Origin of the sequence: Paenisporosarcina sp. (assembly GCF_049671445.1) — a bacterium.
GTDB lineage: Bacteria > Bacillota > Bacilli > Bacillales_A > Planococcaceae > Paenisporosarcina.
This window is the reverse complement of sequence record NZ_JBATUX010000036.1, coordinates 41,990-57,462: the sequence shown is the minus strand read 5'-3', so window position 1 is coordinate 57,462 and position 15,473 is coordinate 41,990. Positions and strand designations below refer to the sequence as shown.

Genomic DNA, 15,473 nt, shown 5'->3' with positions numbered 1-15,473 from the left:
ATTCCCCCTCCTTTACATGTAGCACCACAATTAGCTTCAGTTCATTAATAAAAATAATGAAAAGAAAAGAATCCCGCAATTGCTGGATTCTTTTCTTTATTTAGTGCTTTTAAAGATAACCATTTATTCGTGATTTATCTTCTTCGATAATTTCATTTCGCAAGCCCTCAATACTTTCCTTTCGGCGTTCATTTGCCTTTTTGATTAACTCGCGTTCTTTACCGTCAGCTAAGTTTATTGCTTCTTCTGCTGCCTCCATATTATTTATTGTATTCTTAAGCCTTTTTTCATTATCCGCTGAATCATTAGGTAGTGGTCTAGGCATCCTATTTTTCCTCCTCTATTATTTAATAACTCGTTCAATCGATATTATTCCCATTTTCATCATATCTATTTACTCAGATTAAGCTTCACTAATCGCCACGCTAAATCTCATAAAAAAAACCAGCAATGCTCTGCTGGATTTTCTAATTTATTTACCTATTTTTTAGAATATCCATTCTTACGATCTGTAGCTTCATCAACTATTTCTTCTCGCAAACCGTTTATGCTTTCTTTACGTCGTGCATTTTTCTCTTTAAGTGCTTCAAGTTCTCTTCCATCTGTAAAAGCCATTGTTTCTTCTGCAGCTTCCATATTAGCAATTGTATTCTTTACTGTATCCTGAATCTTTTCAACATTATCAGTTCGATCATCTGGTTTTGGGGTGTTACGTGTCATTAATTTTCCTCCTTTAGTTTAAAAAAATCGTACAAGAAATAGCGTTCCCAATTTCATCAAAAGTATTTATGATTAATTTAAACAACAAAAAAACCAGCACTGTTTAAGCTACTGGATGCGTCTCAAACAAATTAAATAAAACTCCGACCTTTTTTATAAAACCCTTCCATGTCGGCTTTTGGCACTAGCGCTCCACCTGTTGCCCAGACGATATGTGTAGCTTGTGAAGTATTTAAATTATGTTGTTGTGCATACTCTGAGGCTAAAATTCTCGCTGGACCATCTAGGCCAGATGCGGCAGAGGGTTCTAAAAAGATTCCTTCACTATCGGCAAGTATCGCTAAGTATTTAAATAATTCATCATCTTCCAGTGTGTAAATACCGCTAACTAATTTTTCACTTATGGACGATGCAAAACAGGAAGGTCTTCCAACAGCGAGACCGTCTCCTTCAGTTAAATTGTCTATTCCAAAATCTTGAACACATAATTTTTCCTTTTCACCGGTTAACAATCCGATTAACACAGCTGGTGAATGAGTTGGCTCTACAAAGAAACAATGTACATTGTCACCGAAAACTTGTCTTAATCCGAAAGTAATCCCACCAGGAGAACCTCCGACGCCGCATGGTAAGTAAACAAATAAAGGATGCTCCGCATCAACAATTACCCCTTCGTCGTCTAGTTGTTTTTGCAGTCGAATGGCTGCCACACTATACCCTAGAAATAAATGTTTGGAATTTTCGTCATCTACAAAATATCCATTTGGACTTTTAATTGTTAGTTGTCTGCCAGTGAATATGGCTTCGCCAAAATCACCTTTAAACTCATGAACAATAGCCCCTTTAGACTTCAACAAGTCTTTCTTCCATTGTTTTGCGTCCGCAGACATGTAAACGGACACCTGGAAGCCTAGCTTCGCACCAATAATACCAATGCTTAATCCTAAATTACCTGTTGAGCCAACACCAATGGTAAATTGCTTGAAAAACTCTTTAAACTGCTCACTTGAAAAAACGATATAATCATCATTTTGGTTAACTAATCCCGCTTCAATTGCCAATTTTTCCGCATAATGAAGGACCTCATATACACCGCCACGAGCTTTTATCGAGCCAGCAATTGGTAGTTCGTTGTCACATTTCAAATAAAGGTCACCTTGTATGTTGGCATGATGTGAACGGTTAAACTCATCTTTACTAGTAGTTATTTTTCTTAAAGGAGATTCAATGATTCCCTTTGTCTTTTTCGTTTCGGGAAATTCATTAGCTAAAAATGGGGCGAAACGCTGCCATAAACGAGCTGCTTCTTCCATATCATCTTTATTAACAGCAAGAGGTGATAATTCATTCATCTTTTGTAGATGAGGATTTAACCATACTACCGGTTCCAAATTAATAATAGGTTGTAATATTGGATATGTTTGGATCCATTTATTTATTTCCTTTTGATCAAAAACCATGTTCGTCATCCTTTCTCGACGTCCCTGAAGAAACTCTGTAAAATGTAAAAACCTTCTTATAATCGCCCCGTTAAACGGTACGGTTGTCTATTGAACATTTGAGCTGGACGCTCAAGCGGCATGCTAGGCGCAAATGCACTCCTTCGAATAGTCATCAACATGATTTAGTATGGGGTTTTAATAGTGTGTTAATTCATGTATTAAACAGTAAGAAATCTGCGAAAACCTCTGCTCCTGCGGTTACTCGTCGCATACTTATTGCTCCTGCGGTTACTCGTCGCATACTTATTGCTCCTGTGGTTACTCGTCGCACACCTACTGCTCCTGCGGTTACTCGTCGCACACTTATTGCTCCTGCATCGCTTCGCTAACTTCGTCCGCAGAAATCGCGCAGATTCCTTCTTTATAAAATCAACCGTGAAAGTCAACCGAGCCTATTTAATTTAGTAATTTTAACAATTGATCTTTGTGTGTATTAGACATTTCAAGTAAATTGAAATTCCCTTGCTTAATTAAATTCATTACTTCATTTGTTTCTTCCCAAGCCAGTTTATATAAATTGTCATCAATTATTCCATTGGATAAAGCCTCTTCTAATTCATCAATATCTTTTTGAATAACTTTACCTGATGGTAAAACAATAATATCCAAATATAAATCATCTAACCAAGGAACATTATTTTTGAAGCCGTTCCTATAACAAATATCAATATACCACTGTACAATTTCACCTTTGTGGTTAAACATGGTTGTTAGCGAATGATGTTTATTTGTAGGAAAGTGTTGTAGCCAAATATAGCCGTCATCCACAATACAAAATTTTTCTTCCCCATATTTCGCAGATAAAGGAGCAGCAACTTTATTAACTTTTATTAAAGTTACATACCCTTTAAATTCTTCAGTATCAAAAAATGATTGTGTATAGTCTCTATCAATAACTCGTTTCCATTCTGAGCGATCTCCGTATTTCCTTTTCAATACTTACACCCTCCAAATAAAACTACCTATCCTAATTATACCAATTAACTTCTTCAGTTATAACAACGTTTAAAACTCACCATAAATAATCCAGAATGAACAAGATTTCTTACATTTGAATATAGTATACTCCTGCCATTATTGACCAAGTTATGTTACGTTAATCGTAGACAAATATCTTAATCATTCTAATCGATATTGGAGGAAAAAATAATGCAACGTGTAGAACTAACAGAGGATTTATCTTTTTCTAGAATCATTCACGGATTATGGCGGTTAGCTGAGTGGGAAATGTCAAATGAAGAAGTACTTGCACTCATTGAAGAATGTTTAAATGCCGGTATTACAACATTTGATCACGCAGATATTTATGGGGATTATACGTGTGAGAAAAAATTTGGTGACGCTCTTGCATTGAAACCAGAGCTTCGAAAAGAAATGGAAATTGTCACGAAGTGTGGCATTAAACTTATTTCTAATAATCGTCCAGAACATAGTATTAAATCATATGATACAAGTAAAGAACATATTATCTCGTCAGTAAATCAGTCTCTTGAAAACCTTCAAACAGATTATATAGATGTCTTACTTATCCATCGACCTGATCCTTTTATGGACCCTGCAAAAGTAGCAGAAGCATTCACTCAGCTAAAAATTGAAGGCAAAGTTCGTCAATTTGGCGTTTCAAATTTTAAACGCTCACAGTTTAAAATGCTTCAATCTTATTTAGATTTCCCACTGATTACAAATCAAATTGAGCTTTCTGCTTATCAACTTGAGAACTTTGAAGATGGCACTGTAGATCTTTGCCAAGAAGAAAGAATTGCTCCGATGGCTTGGTCTCCCCTAGCTGGTGGTAGTATCTTCTCTTCTAATGATGAGAGAGCGAAGAATTTACGTATTACGCTTGAGAGAATAGCTGGAGAAATCGGTGCACAAGGGATAGACGAAGTTCTTTACGCATGGTTACTTAATCACCCAGCAAACATTATGCCAATAGTTGGTTCAGGTAAAATGAATCGTATTGAATCCGCGATTCGAGCACTAAATTTAACACTATCGAGAGATCAGTGGTTTGAAATTTTGCAAGTCGCAATGGAACGTGAAATTGCGTAATTATAGACCTTTTAAATCAAAAGCTTAAGTGAAAGGAATTAACCATTTGAAACCTATTATCGGTATTTCTTCAAGTTTAAATGAACATGTTCTGTCAGTCCCTACAGATTATATACAGGCCATTACCAAATTTGGAGGAGTACCTATAATCCTCCCAAACATAGAAGGGGATGCAATCGATTGTATTGTCCAATTACTTGATGGCTTACTTTTAACTGGTGGTGGAGACATCGACCCCACTTTATTTAATGAAGAGCCACACAAAAATCTCGGAAGTATTACACCTGAAAGAGATGAGTTTGAAATAGCTGTCATCGAAAAAATGCTTAAGCTTAATAAACCTATTTTAGGTATTTGCAGAGGCATGCAAATTCTGAATATCGCTATTGGTGGGGATATGTACCAAGATATTTATATGCAATCGCAAAGTAATCTGTTGCAGCATACTCAACTTGCCCCACGAACACATGCATCCCACTTTGTGAAAGTTCTAAAAGGTTCGATGCTAAGTGATATCGTCCAACTAGAAAAGATTAAAGTAAATAGTTTTCATCACCAAGCTGTACGTGAAATTCCAAACAACTTTAAAGCATGTGCAGTGGCAAGTGACGGAATTATTGAAGCTTTTGAAAGTACAGTTCATTCGTTTGTTATGGGCTTACAATGGCACCCTGAGTGTTTGTTAGCGAAAAACGATTTAGCTTCAACAGCTATTTTTAAATCATTTATCTTGTCATGTGAAAAATAACCTAATTAATTTTATAAAAACTCTGGAAAGCGGCCATTCTTTAATGGCCGTTTTTTGTTACTTTAACCTAAAATCTTCTTTACATCATTTTCTATTCATGAATATATGATGAATGGGAAAACTATAAAATGTATTGAAAAAAGGAGGTATTTGGTTTGAGTCGATGTTTTCAATTAACTTTTATAATGAGCGCATTTTTCTTTCTTGGTTCCTCCGTTGTTTCTGCAACAGATCAACAAACAAGAGAACAAATTTTGGATGAACGGATGGAAACCTATACAAAGTATTCAAGCATCACATTGCCTTGGTATTATTTAGCGGCAGTTGATCAATTTGAACGGAACATTCAACAAGTGCGCAATGATATTCCAAAAAGAGAAGGAACTGTTGCTATACAATTTTCTGATGATTTTTGGGTAGGTATTCATAATCCAATTAAAAATGATACTCTCTCTTCATCCATCGCTTTTTTTGATGGAAACGGGATGGACGGAAATAATGACGGATTCGCTGATAGAACAAATGATGACGATGTAATGGTGACAATGGCTCACTTCTTGAGCAATTACTCACACAGTGAAAAAGAATTCAAACGAGGATTACAGATACACTATAAGCACGAACAAACAGTAAACCAAATTATGACGATTGCAAAGATTTACGAACATTTTGAGACATTAAAATTAGATCAAAACGCCTTTCCTCTTCCAGTTAATCAAGATTATAGCTACCGAAGTACTTGGGGAGATAGAAGAGGTTGGGGTGGCCGCAGAATACATGAAGGTACTGATTTATTTGCCTCTTATGGTGTCCCAGTTCGAGCCACCACATACGGATTGATCGAAACAAAAGGTTGGAATGAATACGGCGGTTGGCGAGTAGGCATTCGAGATGTCCAAAATACGTATCATTACTTTGCTCATCTTTCCAGCTTTAGCAAAGACATCAAAGAAGGCGACATTATTAAACCTGGGACAATTATTGGTTATGTAGGTAGTACAGGATACGGGAAGAAATGGACAAGTGGTCGTTTTCCTCCCCACCTTCATTACGGCATGTATAAATATAATGGACGAACAGAATGGGCATATGATCCTTATCCTTCACTAAAAAGATGGGAACAACAAGATCGCAAAGCATCACGATAATTATAAGAAATCTAGGTCCAGACGCTTGATAGCCGCTGGACTTTTTCACTGTCAAATTGTCTCGGAAATCTTACTATTGGACACAATATATGCATCTTTATGTTTTATTAAGAAAAGTATAACTATATAGAATATATCCTTAGTTTCGATTTCCAGTATATAATATAACTAACATACATAATTAGTTTAATTCCGACTAAGTACTATGGTTTTCCAAATGAACGAATGATGTTCCATTCGACTATAAATAAAGAATTAAGAATAGAATAACTGAAGAAACACTGCGTAGGTTTCCAGAAATTTAGGATGCAGTGCGGTAAAGGAGGCGAATATGTGAAACACATATTTGAAGGAACCATTAAAAAAAGCAACCAACTTGAGCAATCATTTTATGTTCAGGCTTTAACATTGGATCATTTGTCCGAAATAGTATCGGTACAAGAACAAATAATTCTTTCTTTAAAAGATAAACAATCATTACAACCTCTCTCAAAACAGGAGTTTGAATTTATATTAAATGGCAACGGGTTAATGATTGGAGCATTTGTTGACGAAACACTAATTGCCTTTCGGGCATTGTTAGTTCCTCTAATTGACGAGGAACATTTAGGACTAGATATTGGTTTGAAAGTGGATGAGTTACAACAAGTAATTTATCAAGAGATTTCTAATGTTTTGCCTGAATACCGTGGTAATCAACTGCAAAAAACACTAGCGATTCTTATTATGCAAGAATTATCTCAACAACATGATGAGTATCGATACGTTTGTTGTACGGTTGCAACTTCTAATATCCCTAGTTTGAAAGACAAGTTCGTACAAGGAATGGAAATCTTGGCTCTGAAAGAAAAGTATGGCGGACTTATGCGTTATATTTTTGTGAAAGATTTGCAAGAAGTCAATTCTCCGATATGGAATCAAGTCATGTTTATTCAAATAGATGATTTTGAAACTCAACAGGCCAAACTTGCTGAAGGTTGGCGCGGATTCCAACTAGAAGATCGTAACGGAGTTCAATGGATTAATTTTGGACGTAGGTAATGAATAACAATATAAACACCTTCTACATCAACACTTATTCACAAGTGTTGATGTAGAAGGTGTTTTTGTTTTTTAGCTTTGTTGCAAAATTTGCGCATCCTTCCCCCTCTAATTATTTTCCACTATTTTACTTTTTCAACTAAACAGGTGATTTTTACAACTAAGTCGCTCAAAATTACAAGTAAATGCCCCATTTTTACAACTAAACTCGCAAAATTTACAACTAAATGCTAAACACGAGAATGATCCTCTAGATTGACGGAGTTTTTGGGTCGCTATGAATTAAAAACTTCTGCTTCATCCTCTAAAGCCAAAAAAAGGAGCTAAGTGACCATGTCACTTAGCTTCTCTCTTATTCTTAAATACAACTTTGGCTCATGCGTTACATGCAGCTTTCGCAAATGTACGATAGAGTCCATCATCGATAAACTTCGGCTTATCTTTAAGAATCAACTTTTACTCACTATTTATCACATTCACCTTGCCACTTCAACTGTTTCCGGAAGGTATTGCTTTGGTGTTCGAGCATCTTGTAACCAACATGCCACCGTATGTTCATTCTCAATCACCGTGTCTTGAGGTGTGAAATGATGACATACTTTCATCGTATGTGGGCATCTTGCCGCAAATGCACACCCTTCTCCAAGTGTTGATAATTCAGGCGGTGAACCTGGTATTGGCAGTAATGGAACGGCACGATCTTCATTTAACTTAGGCATCGACTGTAAAAGTCCTAAAGTATATGGATGCTGCGGATTATAGAAAATTTCATCAAGTGTTCCTTGCTCCACAATCTTTCCAGCATACATAACAGCAACTCGGTCTGCCATATTCGCAACGACACCTAAATCGTGAGTGATGAGAATAATGGACGTATCCATTTTCTTTTGTAAGTTCTTCATTAAGTCTAAAATTTGTGCTTGAATGGTTACATCGAGTGCAGTTGTTGGTTCGTCTGCGATTAAAACCTTAGGATTACAAGCAAGTGCCATCGCAATGACAACACGTTGTCGCATTCCCCCGGAAAACTGGTGAGGGTAATTTTCTAACCTAGCTTCAGCACTCGGGATGCCAACGAGCTTCAACATTTCTAGAGCACGCGACCTTGCATGCTCTTTTGATAAATTTTGATGTTTTTGCAAACCTTCCATGATTTGCTTTCCGATTTTCATTGTTGGATTCAACGAAGTCATCGGATCTTGGAAAACCATAGAAATTTCAGATCCCCGAATCTCTGTCATTTCTTTAAGAGAAATATTTAATAAACTTCTATCTTCATATAAAATGTCGCCTTTTGTGATTTCCGTATTGTTTTTTGGCAATAAGCGCATAATTGATTTTGCAGTAACTGATTTTCCTGATCCTGATTCACCTACGATCGCTAGTGTTTCGCCCTTGTTCAGTTCAAAATCCACTCCACGCACAGCTGTTATTTTTCCGGTTTGGGTCTTGAATGACACATGTAAATTATCAACCGTCAGTATATTTCTTTTCATATTGGACCCTCCCCTATTTCCTCATTTTTGGATCAAGTGCATCTCGCAAACCGTCACCTAGTAGGTTAAAGCAAATCATAATCGTACTAATAATTATCGCAGGATAAATCAACTTGTATGAAAAATAACGCATCGACTTATAGCCGTCTTCGATTAACACTCCAAGTGAAGCAAGAGGTGCCTGTAAACCAAGTCCAATAAAGCTCAAAAAGGCTTCAAAGAATATGGCTGTTGGAATTGTAAACATAACTGTTACTATAATTGGCCCCATTACATTGGGTAAAATATGCTTCCAAATAAGACGTGGGTTCGATGCTCCGAGTGTTCTTGAAGCTAGCACAAACTCTTGACCTTTCAATTGCAGTACTTGACCTCGAACTACTCGAGCCATTCCTACCCATCCTGTAATAATCATTGCTAAAATAATCGACCTGATACCAGGTTCTAATATAAGAATGAAGAGGATGATAACAATTAAGTTTGGTATCCCCACAAGGATTTCAATAATACGTTGCATAATATTATCGACTCTGCCCCCATAAAATGAGGAAATTCCTCCATAAATGACGCCAATAATCAAATCAAGTGCTGCAGCTACTACCGCGATGAAAAGAGAAATTTGTGTACCTTTCCAAACACGTGTCCATAAATCACGACCAAATTCATCTGTTCCAAACCAATAGTTGGTTTCAACATTTTTCTCTGCGTATTGGTCAATCCCTCTAGCATCTTTTCCGTCAAACCCTAACCATTCTAAACCTTGCATCTTAGGAGGCATATTAGAGTGTTCAATATTTTGACCACGATATGTAAAGTCATTTAAGCTTGGGCCTATAATGGCCAAAATAATTAGCAATACTAATAAAACCAATGAAATCATTGATCCTTTATTTTTGGCAAGTCGTTGAAAGGCTTCTTTCCAGAACGATACGGAAGGAGTCCCAATTTCCTCACTTTTTTTCGGATCAAGTGGTGCTTTTACAAACATATCATCTGTAATTTCTTCAGGGATATAAGCGTTCTGCGTTTGAATTTCTTTTTGTGCTAACTCTTTTTCGTGTGAGTTTTTCATGCTGATTCCCCCCCGTTATACGTAATTCGAGGATCCAAAAACCCGTAAATTATATCGACTAAAAAGACCACAAATATAAATAGGGCACTGTAGAAAATTGTTATCCCCATAATAACGCTATAGTCGAGAACTAGGATTGAAAGTGTAAACTGTTCTCCAAGACCGGGTACAGAAAATATTTTTTCAATAACTAATGTTCCAGTCATGATAGATACAGCAAGTGGTCCTAACATAGTTACGACCGGAATAAGCGCATTTCGAATGACGTGTTTAACAATAACTTGATTTTCAGTCATTCCTTTAGCTCTCGCCGTTATAACATAATCTTGTCCGAGTACTTCAAGCATCTCACTGCGAATAAATCTGGCAACGGTTGCTGTGACCGTTACGGACAAGGCAAACGAAGGTAATATCGTACTGGAATAACCTTCCCATAAAGCGACAGGTAACCATTCTAGCTTTACGCCTACATAATATTGAAGTAATGCCGCAAAAACGAAAGATGGAATGGACATGCCGATAACTGCTACTGCCACAGAACCATAGTCAAAAACCGAATTATGTTTTAATGCTGAAATTATCCCAAGTATTAATCCAATCACCGCTCCAAATATCAGCGCCTGCAACCCAATGAAAGCAGACGGACCAATTCGATCACTGATCATACTTGAAACTGTTCTTCCTTCATGTTGAAAAGAATATCCTAAATCTCCTTGTACTAAATTTCCTAAGTATCGTATGTATTGAATTCCGACTGGTTGATCGAGTCCGTATTTTGCATTAAGAATGGTCATTTGTTGGTCTGTTAATTTTTCCGGGTTTGTAAAGGGGGTTCCGGGAAGAAGTTGCATTAAGAAAAAAGTGATGGTGACGATGACAAAAAGTGTTACTAACATATAACCAATTCGCTTTACTAGGTATCGCTTCATTCAAACTCCCCTATTCTATAAGGTGCGTAAAATTCAAAACGAGGGTGTGCCGAAACTCGGCTACACCCTCGTACTTTTAGCTGTATAACCACTACTTTATTCTTCGATTGAAGCCCACTTATACGTAAATTCTGCACCAGTTGGATGGACAAGAACACCCTTGATTTTATCTCTTATAAGGATGGATTCACCCGATTGATAAAGTGGCGCTATTGCTGCATCTTCTTCTAACAAGATTTTTTCAATCTCTAACAACATTTGGTAACGTTTTGTTAAATCAGATTCTACTCTTGCTTGTGTTACTAGTTTATCAAGTTCCGGATTGTGGTAATCCATACGGTTAGCTGATCCGTCTTTTAACCACATATCAAGATAAGTCATCGGGTCACTGTAATCTGGACCCCAAGAAGATAGTGATAAATCATATTCAACTGCTTTTTCAATTTCTAGACGTTGTGCGAATGGAACAGCTTTAATTTCCAATTTGAATCCTGGAAGATTATCTTCCAGTTGTGCTTGAATGTATTCAGCCACTTTCTTTTGGTCATCTGAATCGGCAATGTTAATTGAAACTGTTACATCTTTTTGACCCGATTCTTTTAAGCCTTTTGCCCAAGCCTCTTGTGCTTCTTCAACTGTACCTGTGTTAAAGTCTCCATTAAGTTCACGGTAGTCTTTATCATCGGGAGAGTTATAGAAACCTTCTGGAACTACACCATTTAAAGGAGAAGAACCGTCTTTTAAAATAACATCTGTAAGGCCTTTTTTATCAATGGCCATATTAATTGCTCTACGAACATCTTTATTGCCTAATACAGGATGGTTATGATTGAAACGTAGGAACACCAGTCCTGATTCTTTTAAAATTTGGAAGTTTTCATCATCTTTATATTGGTCTACTAAAGCGGAACTTAATTCAACGCGATCTACTTTTTCAGTCTCGTAAAGGTTAGTTCCAGTAGATGGATCTTTTACAACATAGACGTTGATGTTATCCAATTTAACTGCTTCTGCATCCCAGTAATCTTCGTTCTTTTCATATTTCCAGCCTTGCTCATGTGTCCATTCTACAAGTTTGAATGGTCCATTGAATAAAATGCCATCAGCTTCAAGTGCATATTGATCGCCTTTTTCTTCAACGAATTTTTGGTTTTGCGGCAAGAAAGTCGGGAACGTTAACAATGTTTGGAACAATGGATTTGCTGCTTCTAATGTTACTTCAAGTGTCATATCATCAATTGCTTTAATTCCAAGTTCATCTGCATCTTTTTCTGCATTCAAAATGGCTTCAGCATTTTTAATCCCAGCCGTTACGAACATGAACGCGTATGGACTGTTATCTTTCATTACTCGTTTCCATGCGAATTCAAAGTCTTGAGCTCTAACTGGCTCACCGTTACTCCATTTAGACTCACGTAATGTGAATGTGTGTACGACTTTATCTTCGCTTTCTTTGTGTTCTGTAGCTAAAGCTTTTATGGGTAAATTATTTTCATCTTGACGATACAATCCTTCATTTACATTATTTAATACTGTAAATGCAATACCATCATGCGCTTTTGTCGAATCAAGTGTAGGTACATCGGCAGGCTCAGTGACATTTAACGTTTGACTAACTTTAGTATCATTATTCTCATCAACTTTTTCTGTAGAATTACTAAAGTTACATCCAGATAATAGTAGTGCCGTTGCCATACCCAGCGTTAAAGCTGAATTTTTTATCTTTCTCCTCATCTTCTTGCCCCCAATTTTTTTCTCAATTTTTAACAATCATAAATGTTATTTTTATATAAAGCAATTCAATAATCAAATTTTCAGAAAATATTTGCCCTATGGTAATGTATAAGAATATCAAGAAAGGAAAGTTGAACTATGAATTTCAGAAACATTCTAATTACCATTTCGTTAGTCGTTTCTTTGTCCCTATCTTTTTTGTTACATCCATCTTGGAGTCTAAGTAAATGGTTGGATTCCCTTTTTTTAGTCGGTCTTTTACTTTTAGTTATTTACGCAATCATTGTTTTGATTGAAGCTGAATTTTTCAGTGCCTTTATCAAAAGTTTCAAACATTTTTATAGTCGCATTAATAAAAAGGAACAACTTATACGAGAAAGTGAAAAACGCTCGACTGACACTGTTAATTATGATAAAAGCTTTCCCAATAAGAAAAGCTTTTTCGAGATTGGCCTCCTTTTCAGCACAGTCGGTTTTCTCGCTTCGGCAGTCATTTATTACTTCGGAAGATGACGCATAAAGTTTTCATAAGCAAAACCTTTTACAAGCTCTTCCGAGTAATTATTTTTTAAAAGTTCATTTAATAGATTTTGTTGCATCGATGCATCTTCCAATTGCATAATTTTTGTTGTGATTCCATCAAAATCGGATCCAAGTCCAATATTTTTTTCGCCGCCTATGGAGCAGAAATGGTCAATGTGTTCGATTAAATCTGCGATTGTCACATTCTCCTTGTCCTTTACAAACTGAGGACAATACACCATGTGAACCATTGCATCCTTTTCAAACATCGCTTTCGCTTGCTGGTCTGATAGGTTTCTCACGTGATTCATAATAGCCCTCGAGTTTGAATGACTAGCAATAGGATATTTCGCTACGTTCATCACATCCCAAAATGCCTTCTCACATAAATGGGAAACATCTGTAAACATCTTATGTTCATTGTTAAATGCAACGATCTCTTCTCCAAAAGTAGTTAATCCTGCACCACGTTTTTCCTGTGCTCCATCTGCCGCTAAATTCGCATTATTCCATGTAAGTCCAACAGATCGTACCCCTAATTGATATAGGATCGAGAACTTTTTAATATCATTGCCAATTGCATCGACCCCTTCAAGTGTTAATAAAGCCCCAATCTCATTCTCTTTCAAGTGTTCAATATCTGACCATTCTTTTATTAATTTCATATTTGGATTGTTTCCGAGGACATCTGTGTAAAAGTAATGGATTTGATCAAGGGCTACTTGAAATTTTTGTTCTGCTTTAATATCTGGATAAATAAAAACAGCAAAAGCTTGTACTTTCACCTTGCCTTTTTTTAATCGTTCCATATTCGTTTCTAATTCTGCGGCGTCTTTAAATTGGATTTCACCTTGAGTTTGGTAGAGTTTCAATAAAGCATCACTATGCATATCAATAATATTCAACATATCCAATCCTTTCTTTACATGAGGTTTTTGCATTATTAGAAGGACTTTTGTTTAACTCTCAATTTTTTCCTTCTATTATAGTGTCTTGACACATACACTCGTACGCGTTTACATCAATTCATATCACTAACATCTTGTTTTGATATACATACACTTCGTTACTTTATCGATATTTCCTTTTTATTGATTAGTAGATTCAAAAATCTGACTGTTGCTTTTCCTCATATTGCCCCAACACCCTTTAGCTCTAATTCCGTTTTCTTTCTTATAATTCCCTACGTCCAGACAAACTTTATTGGCTATACGCTAAAACATTCATTTTTCTTCTTCAATTACTTTTCTAAAATAATTAAAATTCTAATAATTCTGTAAAATACCTTTACTTTGTCGAATTAATGTCATTTAATAGAGACTAGTTATAAAATTCTAATAATATTTGGGGGTAGAAGAATGAGAAAAATCGCTAAAAAAACATCTCTATTAATCTCTGTTTTCATGCTAATTTTATTAGCAGCTTGTAGCGGGACAAATAGTGAAGGAGATTCAACAAATGCTGATGGTACTGTGTCAGCGAAAATCGGAGTAATTTCGTACTTAACTGGACCTGGTGCAGCATATGGTGAAGCAATTACGAATGGTTTCAACTTAGCACTAGAAGAAATTAATGAAAAAGGTGACGTGAAAATTGAACTTGTTATTGAAGACTCAGCAGGTAAACAAGAGCAGGCATTAACAGTTGCTCAAAAATTAATGAGTGATGATGACATTGTGGCTTTATTAGGACCAACTTTAAGCACAGAAATGAATGTTGTTGGTCCAGAAGCTGACTTAAACGGAATTCCGATTTTGGGTACTTCTACTACAGCAGCTGGAATTCCTCAAATTGGAGATTATGTATTTAGAAATTCTTTACCTGAATCGTTAGCTATCCCTGCTGCTTTGGAAAAAGCGGTAGCTGCCAATGATGCGAAGACGGTTGCTATTCTTTACGGAAATGACGATTTATTTACAAAGTCTGGCTATGACACAATGAAAAAAGAAGCAGAAAACATGGGACTTGATATTTTAACAATTGAAACTTTCCAAAAAGGCCAGTCGGATTATAATGCACAACTAACAAAAATTAAGGACCTTAAACCAGACTTAATTTTAGCTTCAGCTCTTTATAACGAAGGCGCGGTAATTATGGACCAAGCAAGAAAAATGGGAATTGATGTACCATTTGTTGGCGGAAATGGCTTTAACTCTCCTCAAGTTATTGAAATTGCTGGAGACGCTTCAGAAGGACTAATTGTTGCAACACCGTGGTTTGGAGAAAAAGACGAACCTAAAGTACAAGAATTTGTAAAGAAATATGAAGAAAAATACAGTTCTAAACCAGACCAATTTGCTGCACAAGCTTATGATGCACTTTATATCATGGCAGAAGGCTTAAAAAATGCTGGTGAAGCTGATCGTGATGCTCTTCGAGATTCTCTTGCAGAAATTAAAGATTTAGACGGAGTACTTGGTAAATTCTCCTTTGACGAAGAAGGAGACGTAGTAATGGAGCCAACGGTCCTTGTAATCAAAGAAGGCAAGTTCCAATTATTCGAGTAAAT

16 protein-coding genes are annotated in these 15,473 nt (G+C 36.3%); 7 read left to right on the top strand and 9 right to left on the bottom strand.

The features are described 5' to 3' along the window. Window positions 1-109: 109 nt before the first annotated feature. From WBG45_RS05855 to WBG45_RS05845, 3 genes are all read right to left on the bottom strand, one after another. Window positions 110-325, bottom strand: a complete 216-nt coding sequence (locus WBG45_RS05855; protein ID WP_424412848.1) for a small, acid-soluble spore protein tlp — start codon at window positions 323-325, stop codon at window positions 110-112. Between the two features lie 155 nt (window positions 326-480). Further along, entirely contained in the window at window positions 481-720 is a 240-nt protein-coding gene (gene tlp / locus WBG45_RS05850; protein ID WP_024533818.1) for a small acid-soluble spore protein Tlp, read from the bottom strand. Window positions 721-851: 131 nt separating this feature from the next. Then, a complete protein-coding gene (locus tag WBG45_RS05845; RefSeq protein WP_424412846.1) occupies window positions 852-2,180 on the bottom strand; it encodes a D-serine ammonia-lyase in 1,329 nt (442 codons plus the stop codon). A 185-nt stretch (window positions 2,181-2,365) separates the two neighbouring features. Between WBG45_RS05845 and WBG45_RS05840 the strand changes: the two genes are divergently transcribed. Then, the gene (locus WBG45_RS05840) at window positions 2,366-2,551 is read left to right on the top strand and encodes a hypothetical protein (RefSeq protein WP_424412844.1); all 186 of its coding nucleotides are present in this window, start codon (window positions 2,366-2,368) and stop codon (window positions 2,549-2,551) included. Window positions 2,552-2,618: 67 nt separating this feature from the next. On the opposite strand, the gene WBG45_RS05835 is transcribed toward WBG45_RS05840, so the two are convergent. Continuing rightward, complete coding sequence (locus WBG45_RS05835) at window positions 2,619-3,158, bottom strand: DUF402 domain-containing protein (RefSeq protein ID WP_424412843.1); 540 nt, start codon at window positions 3,156-3,158, stop codon at window positions 2,619-2,621. A gap of 213 nt (window positions 3,159-3,371) precedes the next feature. Here WBG45_RS05835 and WBG45_RS05830 point away from each other — a divergent pair, with 213 nt between their 5' ends. The 4 genes from WBG45_RS05830 (at window position 3,372) to WBG45_RS05815 (ending at window position 7,211) form a co-directional block, all read left to right on the top strand. Continuing rightward, window positions 3,372-4,274 carry an aldo/keto reductase gene (locus WBG45_RS05830; protein ID WP_424412841.1) on the top strand — a complete coding sequence of 301 codons (903 nt, stop codon included), beginning with the start codon at window positions 3,372-3,374 and terminating at the stop codon, window positions 4,272-4,274. 46 nt (window positions 4,275-4,320) lie between these two features. Further along, complete coding sequence (locus WBG45_RS05825) at window positions 4,321-5,022, top strand: gamma-glutamyl-gamma-aminobutyrate hydrolase family protein (RefSeq protein WP_424412839.1); 702 nt, start codon at window positions 4,321-4,323, stop codon at window positions 5,020-5,022. A 155-nt stretch (window positions 5,023-5,177) separates the two neighbouring features. Continuing rightward, the gene (locus WBG45_RS05820) at window positions 5,178-6,170 is read left to right on the top strand and encodes a M23 family metallopeptidase (protein ID WP_424412837.1); all 993 of its coding nucleotides are present in this window, start codon (window positions 5,178-5,180) and stop codon (window positions 6,168-6,170) included. A gap of 333 nt (window positions 6,171-6,503) precedes the next feature. Next, window positions 6,504-7,211 carry a GNAT family N-acetyltransferase gene (locus WBG45_RS05815; RefSeq protein WP_424412836.1) on the top strand — a complete coding sequence of 236 codons (708 nt, stop codon included), beginning with the start codon at window positions 6,504-6,506 and terminating at the stop codon, window positions 7,209-7,211. A gap of 476 nt (window positions 7,212-7,687) precedes the next feature. Here the strand turns inward: WBG45_RS05815 and WBG45_RS05810 are convergent, their stop codons facing one another. From WBG45_RS05810 to WBG45_RS05795, 4 genes are all read right to left on the bottom strand, one after another. Further along, window positions 7,688-8,707, bottom strand: a complete 1,020-nt coding sequence (locus WBG45_RS05810; protein ID WP_424412834.1) for an ABC transporter ATP-binding protein — start codon at window positions 8,705-8,707, stop codon at window positions 7,688-7,690. 13 nt (window positions 8,708-8,720) lie between these two features. Continuing rightward, entirely contained in the window at window positions 8,721-9,779 is a 1,059-nt protein-coding gene (opp3C, locus tag WBG45_RS05805) for an oligopeptide ABC transporter permease (RefSeq protein ID WP_424412832.1), read from the bottom strand. After that, the gene (gene opp3b / locus WBG45_RS05800) at window positions 9,776-10,708 is read right to left on the bottom strand and encodes an oligopeptide ABC transporter permease (protein ID WP_024533809.1); all 933 of its coding nucleotides are present in this window, start codon (window positions 10,706-10,708) and stop codon (window positions 9,776-9,778) included. The genes opp3C and opp3b overlap by 4 nt, the downstream gene beginning before the upstream one ends. A gap of 96 nt (window positions 10,709-10,804) precedes the next feature. Beyond that, a complete protein-coding gene (locus WBG45_RS05795; protein WP_424412830.1) occupies window positions 10,805-12,442 on the bottom strand; it encodes a peptide ABC transporter substrate-binding protein in 1,638 nt (545 codons plus the stop codon). Between the two features lie 138 nt (window positions 12,443-12,580). Between WBG45_RS05795 and WBG45_RS05790 the strand changes: the two genes are divergently transcribed. Further along, window positions 12,581-12,955, top strand: coding sequence for a DUF3899 domain-containing protein (locus tag WBG45_RS05790; RefSeq protein WP_424412829.1), 375 nt, complete (start codon window positions 12,581-12,583; stop codon window positions 12,953-12,955). On the opposite strand, the gene WBG45_RS05785 is transcribed toward WBG45_RS05790, so the two are convergent. Then, a complete protein-coding gene (locus WBG45_RS05785; protein WP_424412850.1) occupies window positions 12,940-13,869 on the bottom strand; it encodes a dipeptidase in 930 nt (309 codons plus the stop codon). The genes WBG45_RS05790 and WBG45_RS05785 overlap by 16 nt on opposite strands. Window positions 13,870-14,322: 453 nt before the next feature. On the opposite strand from WBG45_RS05785, the gene WBG45_RS05780 reads away from it, so the two are divergent. Further along, window positions 14,323-15,471 carry an ABC transporter substrate-binding protein gene (locus WBG45_RS05780; RefSeq protein ID WP_424412828.1) on the top strand — a complete coding sequence of 383 codons (1,149 nt, stop codon included), beginning with the start codon at window positions 14,323-14,325 and terminating at the stop codon, window positions 15,469-15,471. Window positions 15,472-15,473 lie beyond the last annotated feature (2 nt).

Excerpts from the sequence above, each read along its gene's own strand:
- WBG45_RS05855 (WP_424412848.1), bottom strand. The coding sequence starts at position 325 with ATGCCTAGACCACTACCTAATGATTCAGCGGATAATGAAAAAAGGCTT.
- tlp (WP_024533818.1), bottom strand. The coding sequence starts at position 720 with ATGACACGTAACACCCCAAAACCAGATGATCGAACTGATAATGTTGAA.
- WBG45_RS05845 (WP_424412846.1), bottom strand. The coding sequence starts at position 2,180 with ATGGTTTTTGATCAAAAGGAAATAAATAAATGGATCCAAACATATCCA.
- WBG45_RS05830 (WP_424412841.1), top strand. The coding sequence starts at position 3,372 with ATGCAACGTGTAGAACTAACAGAGGATTTATCTTTTTCTAGAATCATT.
- WBG45_RS05810 (WP_424412834.1), bottom strand. The coding sequence starts at position 8,707 with ATGAAAAGAAATATACTGACGGTTGATAATTTACATGTGTCATTCAAG.
- opp3C (WP_424412832.1), bottom strand. The coding sequence starts at position 9,779 with ATGAAAAACTCACACGAAAAAGAGTTAGCACAAAAAGAAATTCAAACG.
- opp3b (WP_024533809.1), bottom strand. The coding sequence starts at position 10,708 with ATGAAGCGATACCTAGTAAAGCGAATTGGTTATATGTTAGTAACACTT.
- WBG45_RS05795 (WP_424412830.1), bottom strand. The coding sequence starts at position 12,442 with ATGAGGAGAAAGATAAAAAATTCAGCTTTAACGCTGGGTATGGCAACG.
- WBG45_RS05790 (WP_424412829.1), top strand. The coding sequence starts at position 12,581 with ATGAATTTCAGAAACATTCTAATTACCATTTCGTTAGTCGTTTCTTTG.
- WBG45_RS05780 (WP_424412828.1), top strand. The coding sequence starts at position 14,323 with ATGAGAAAAATCGCTAAAAAAACATCTCTATTAATCTCTGTTTTCATG.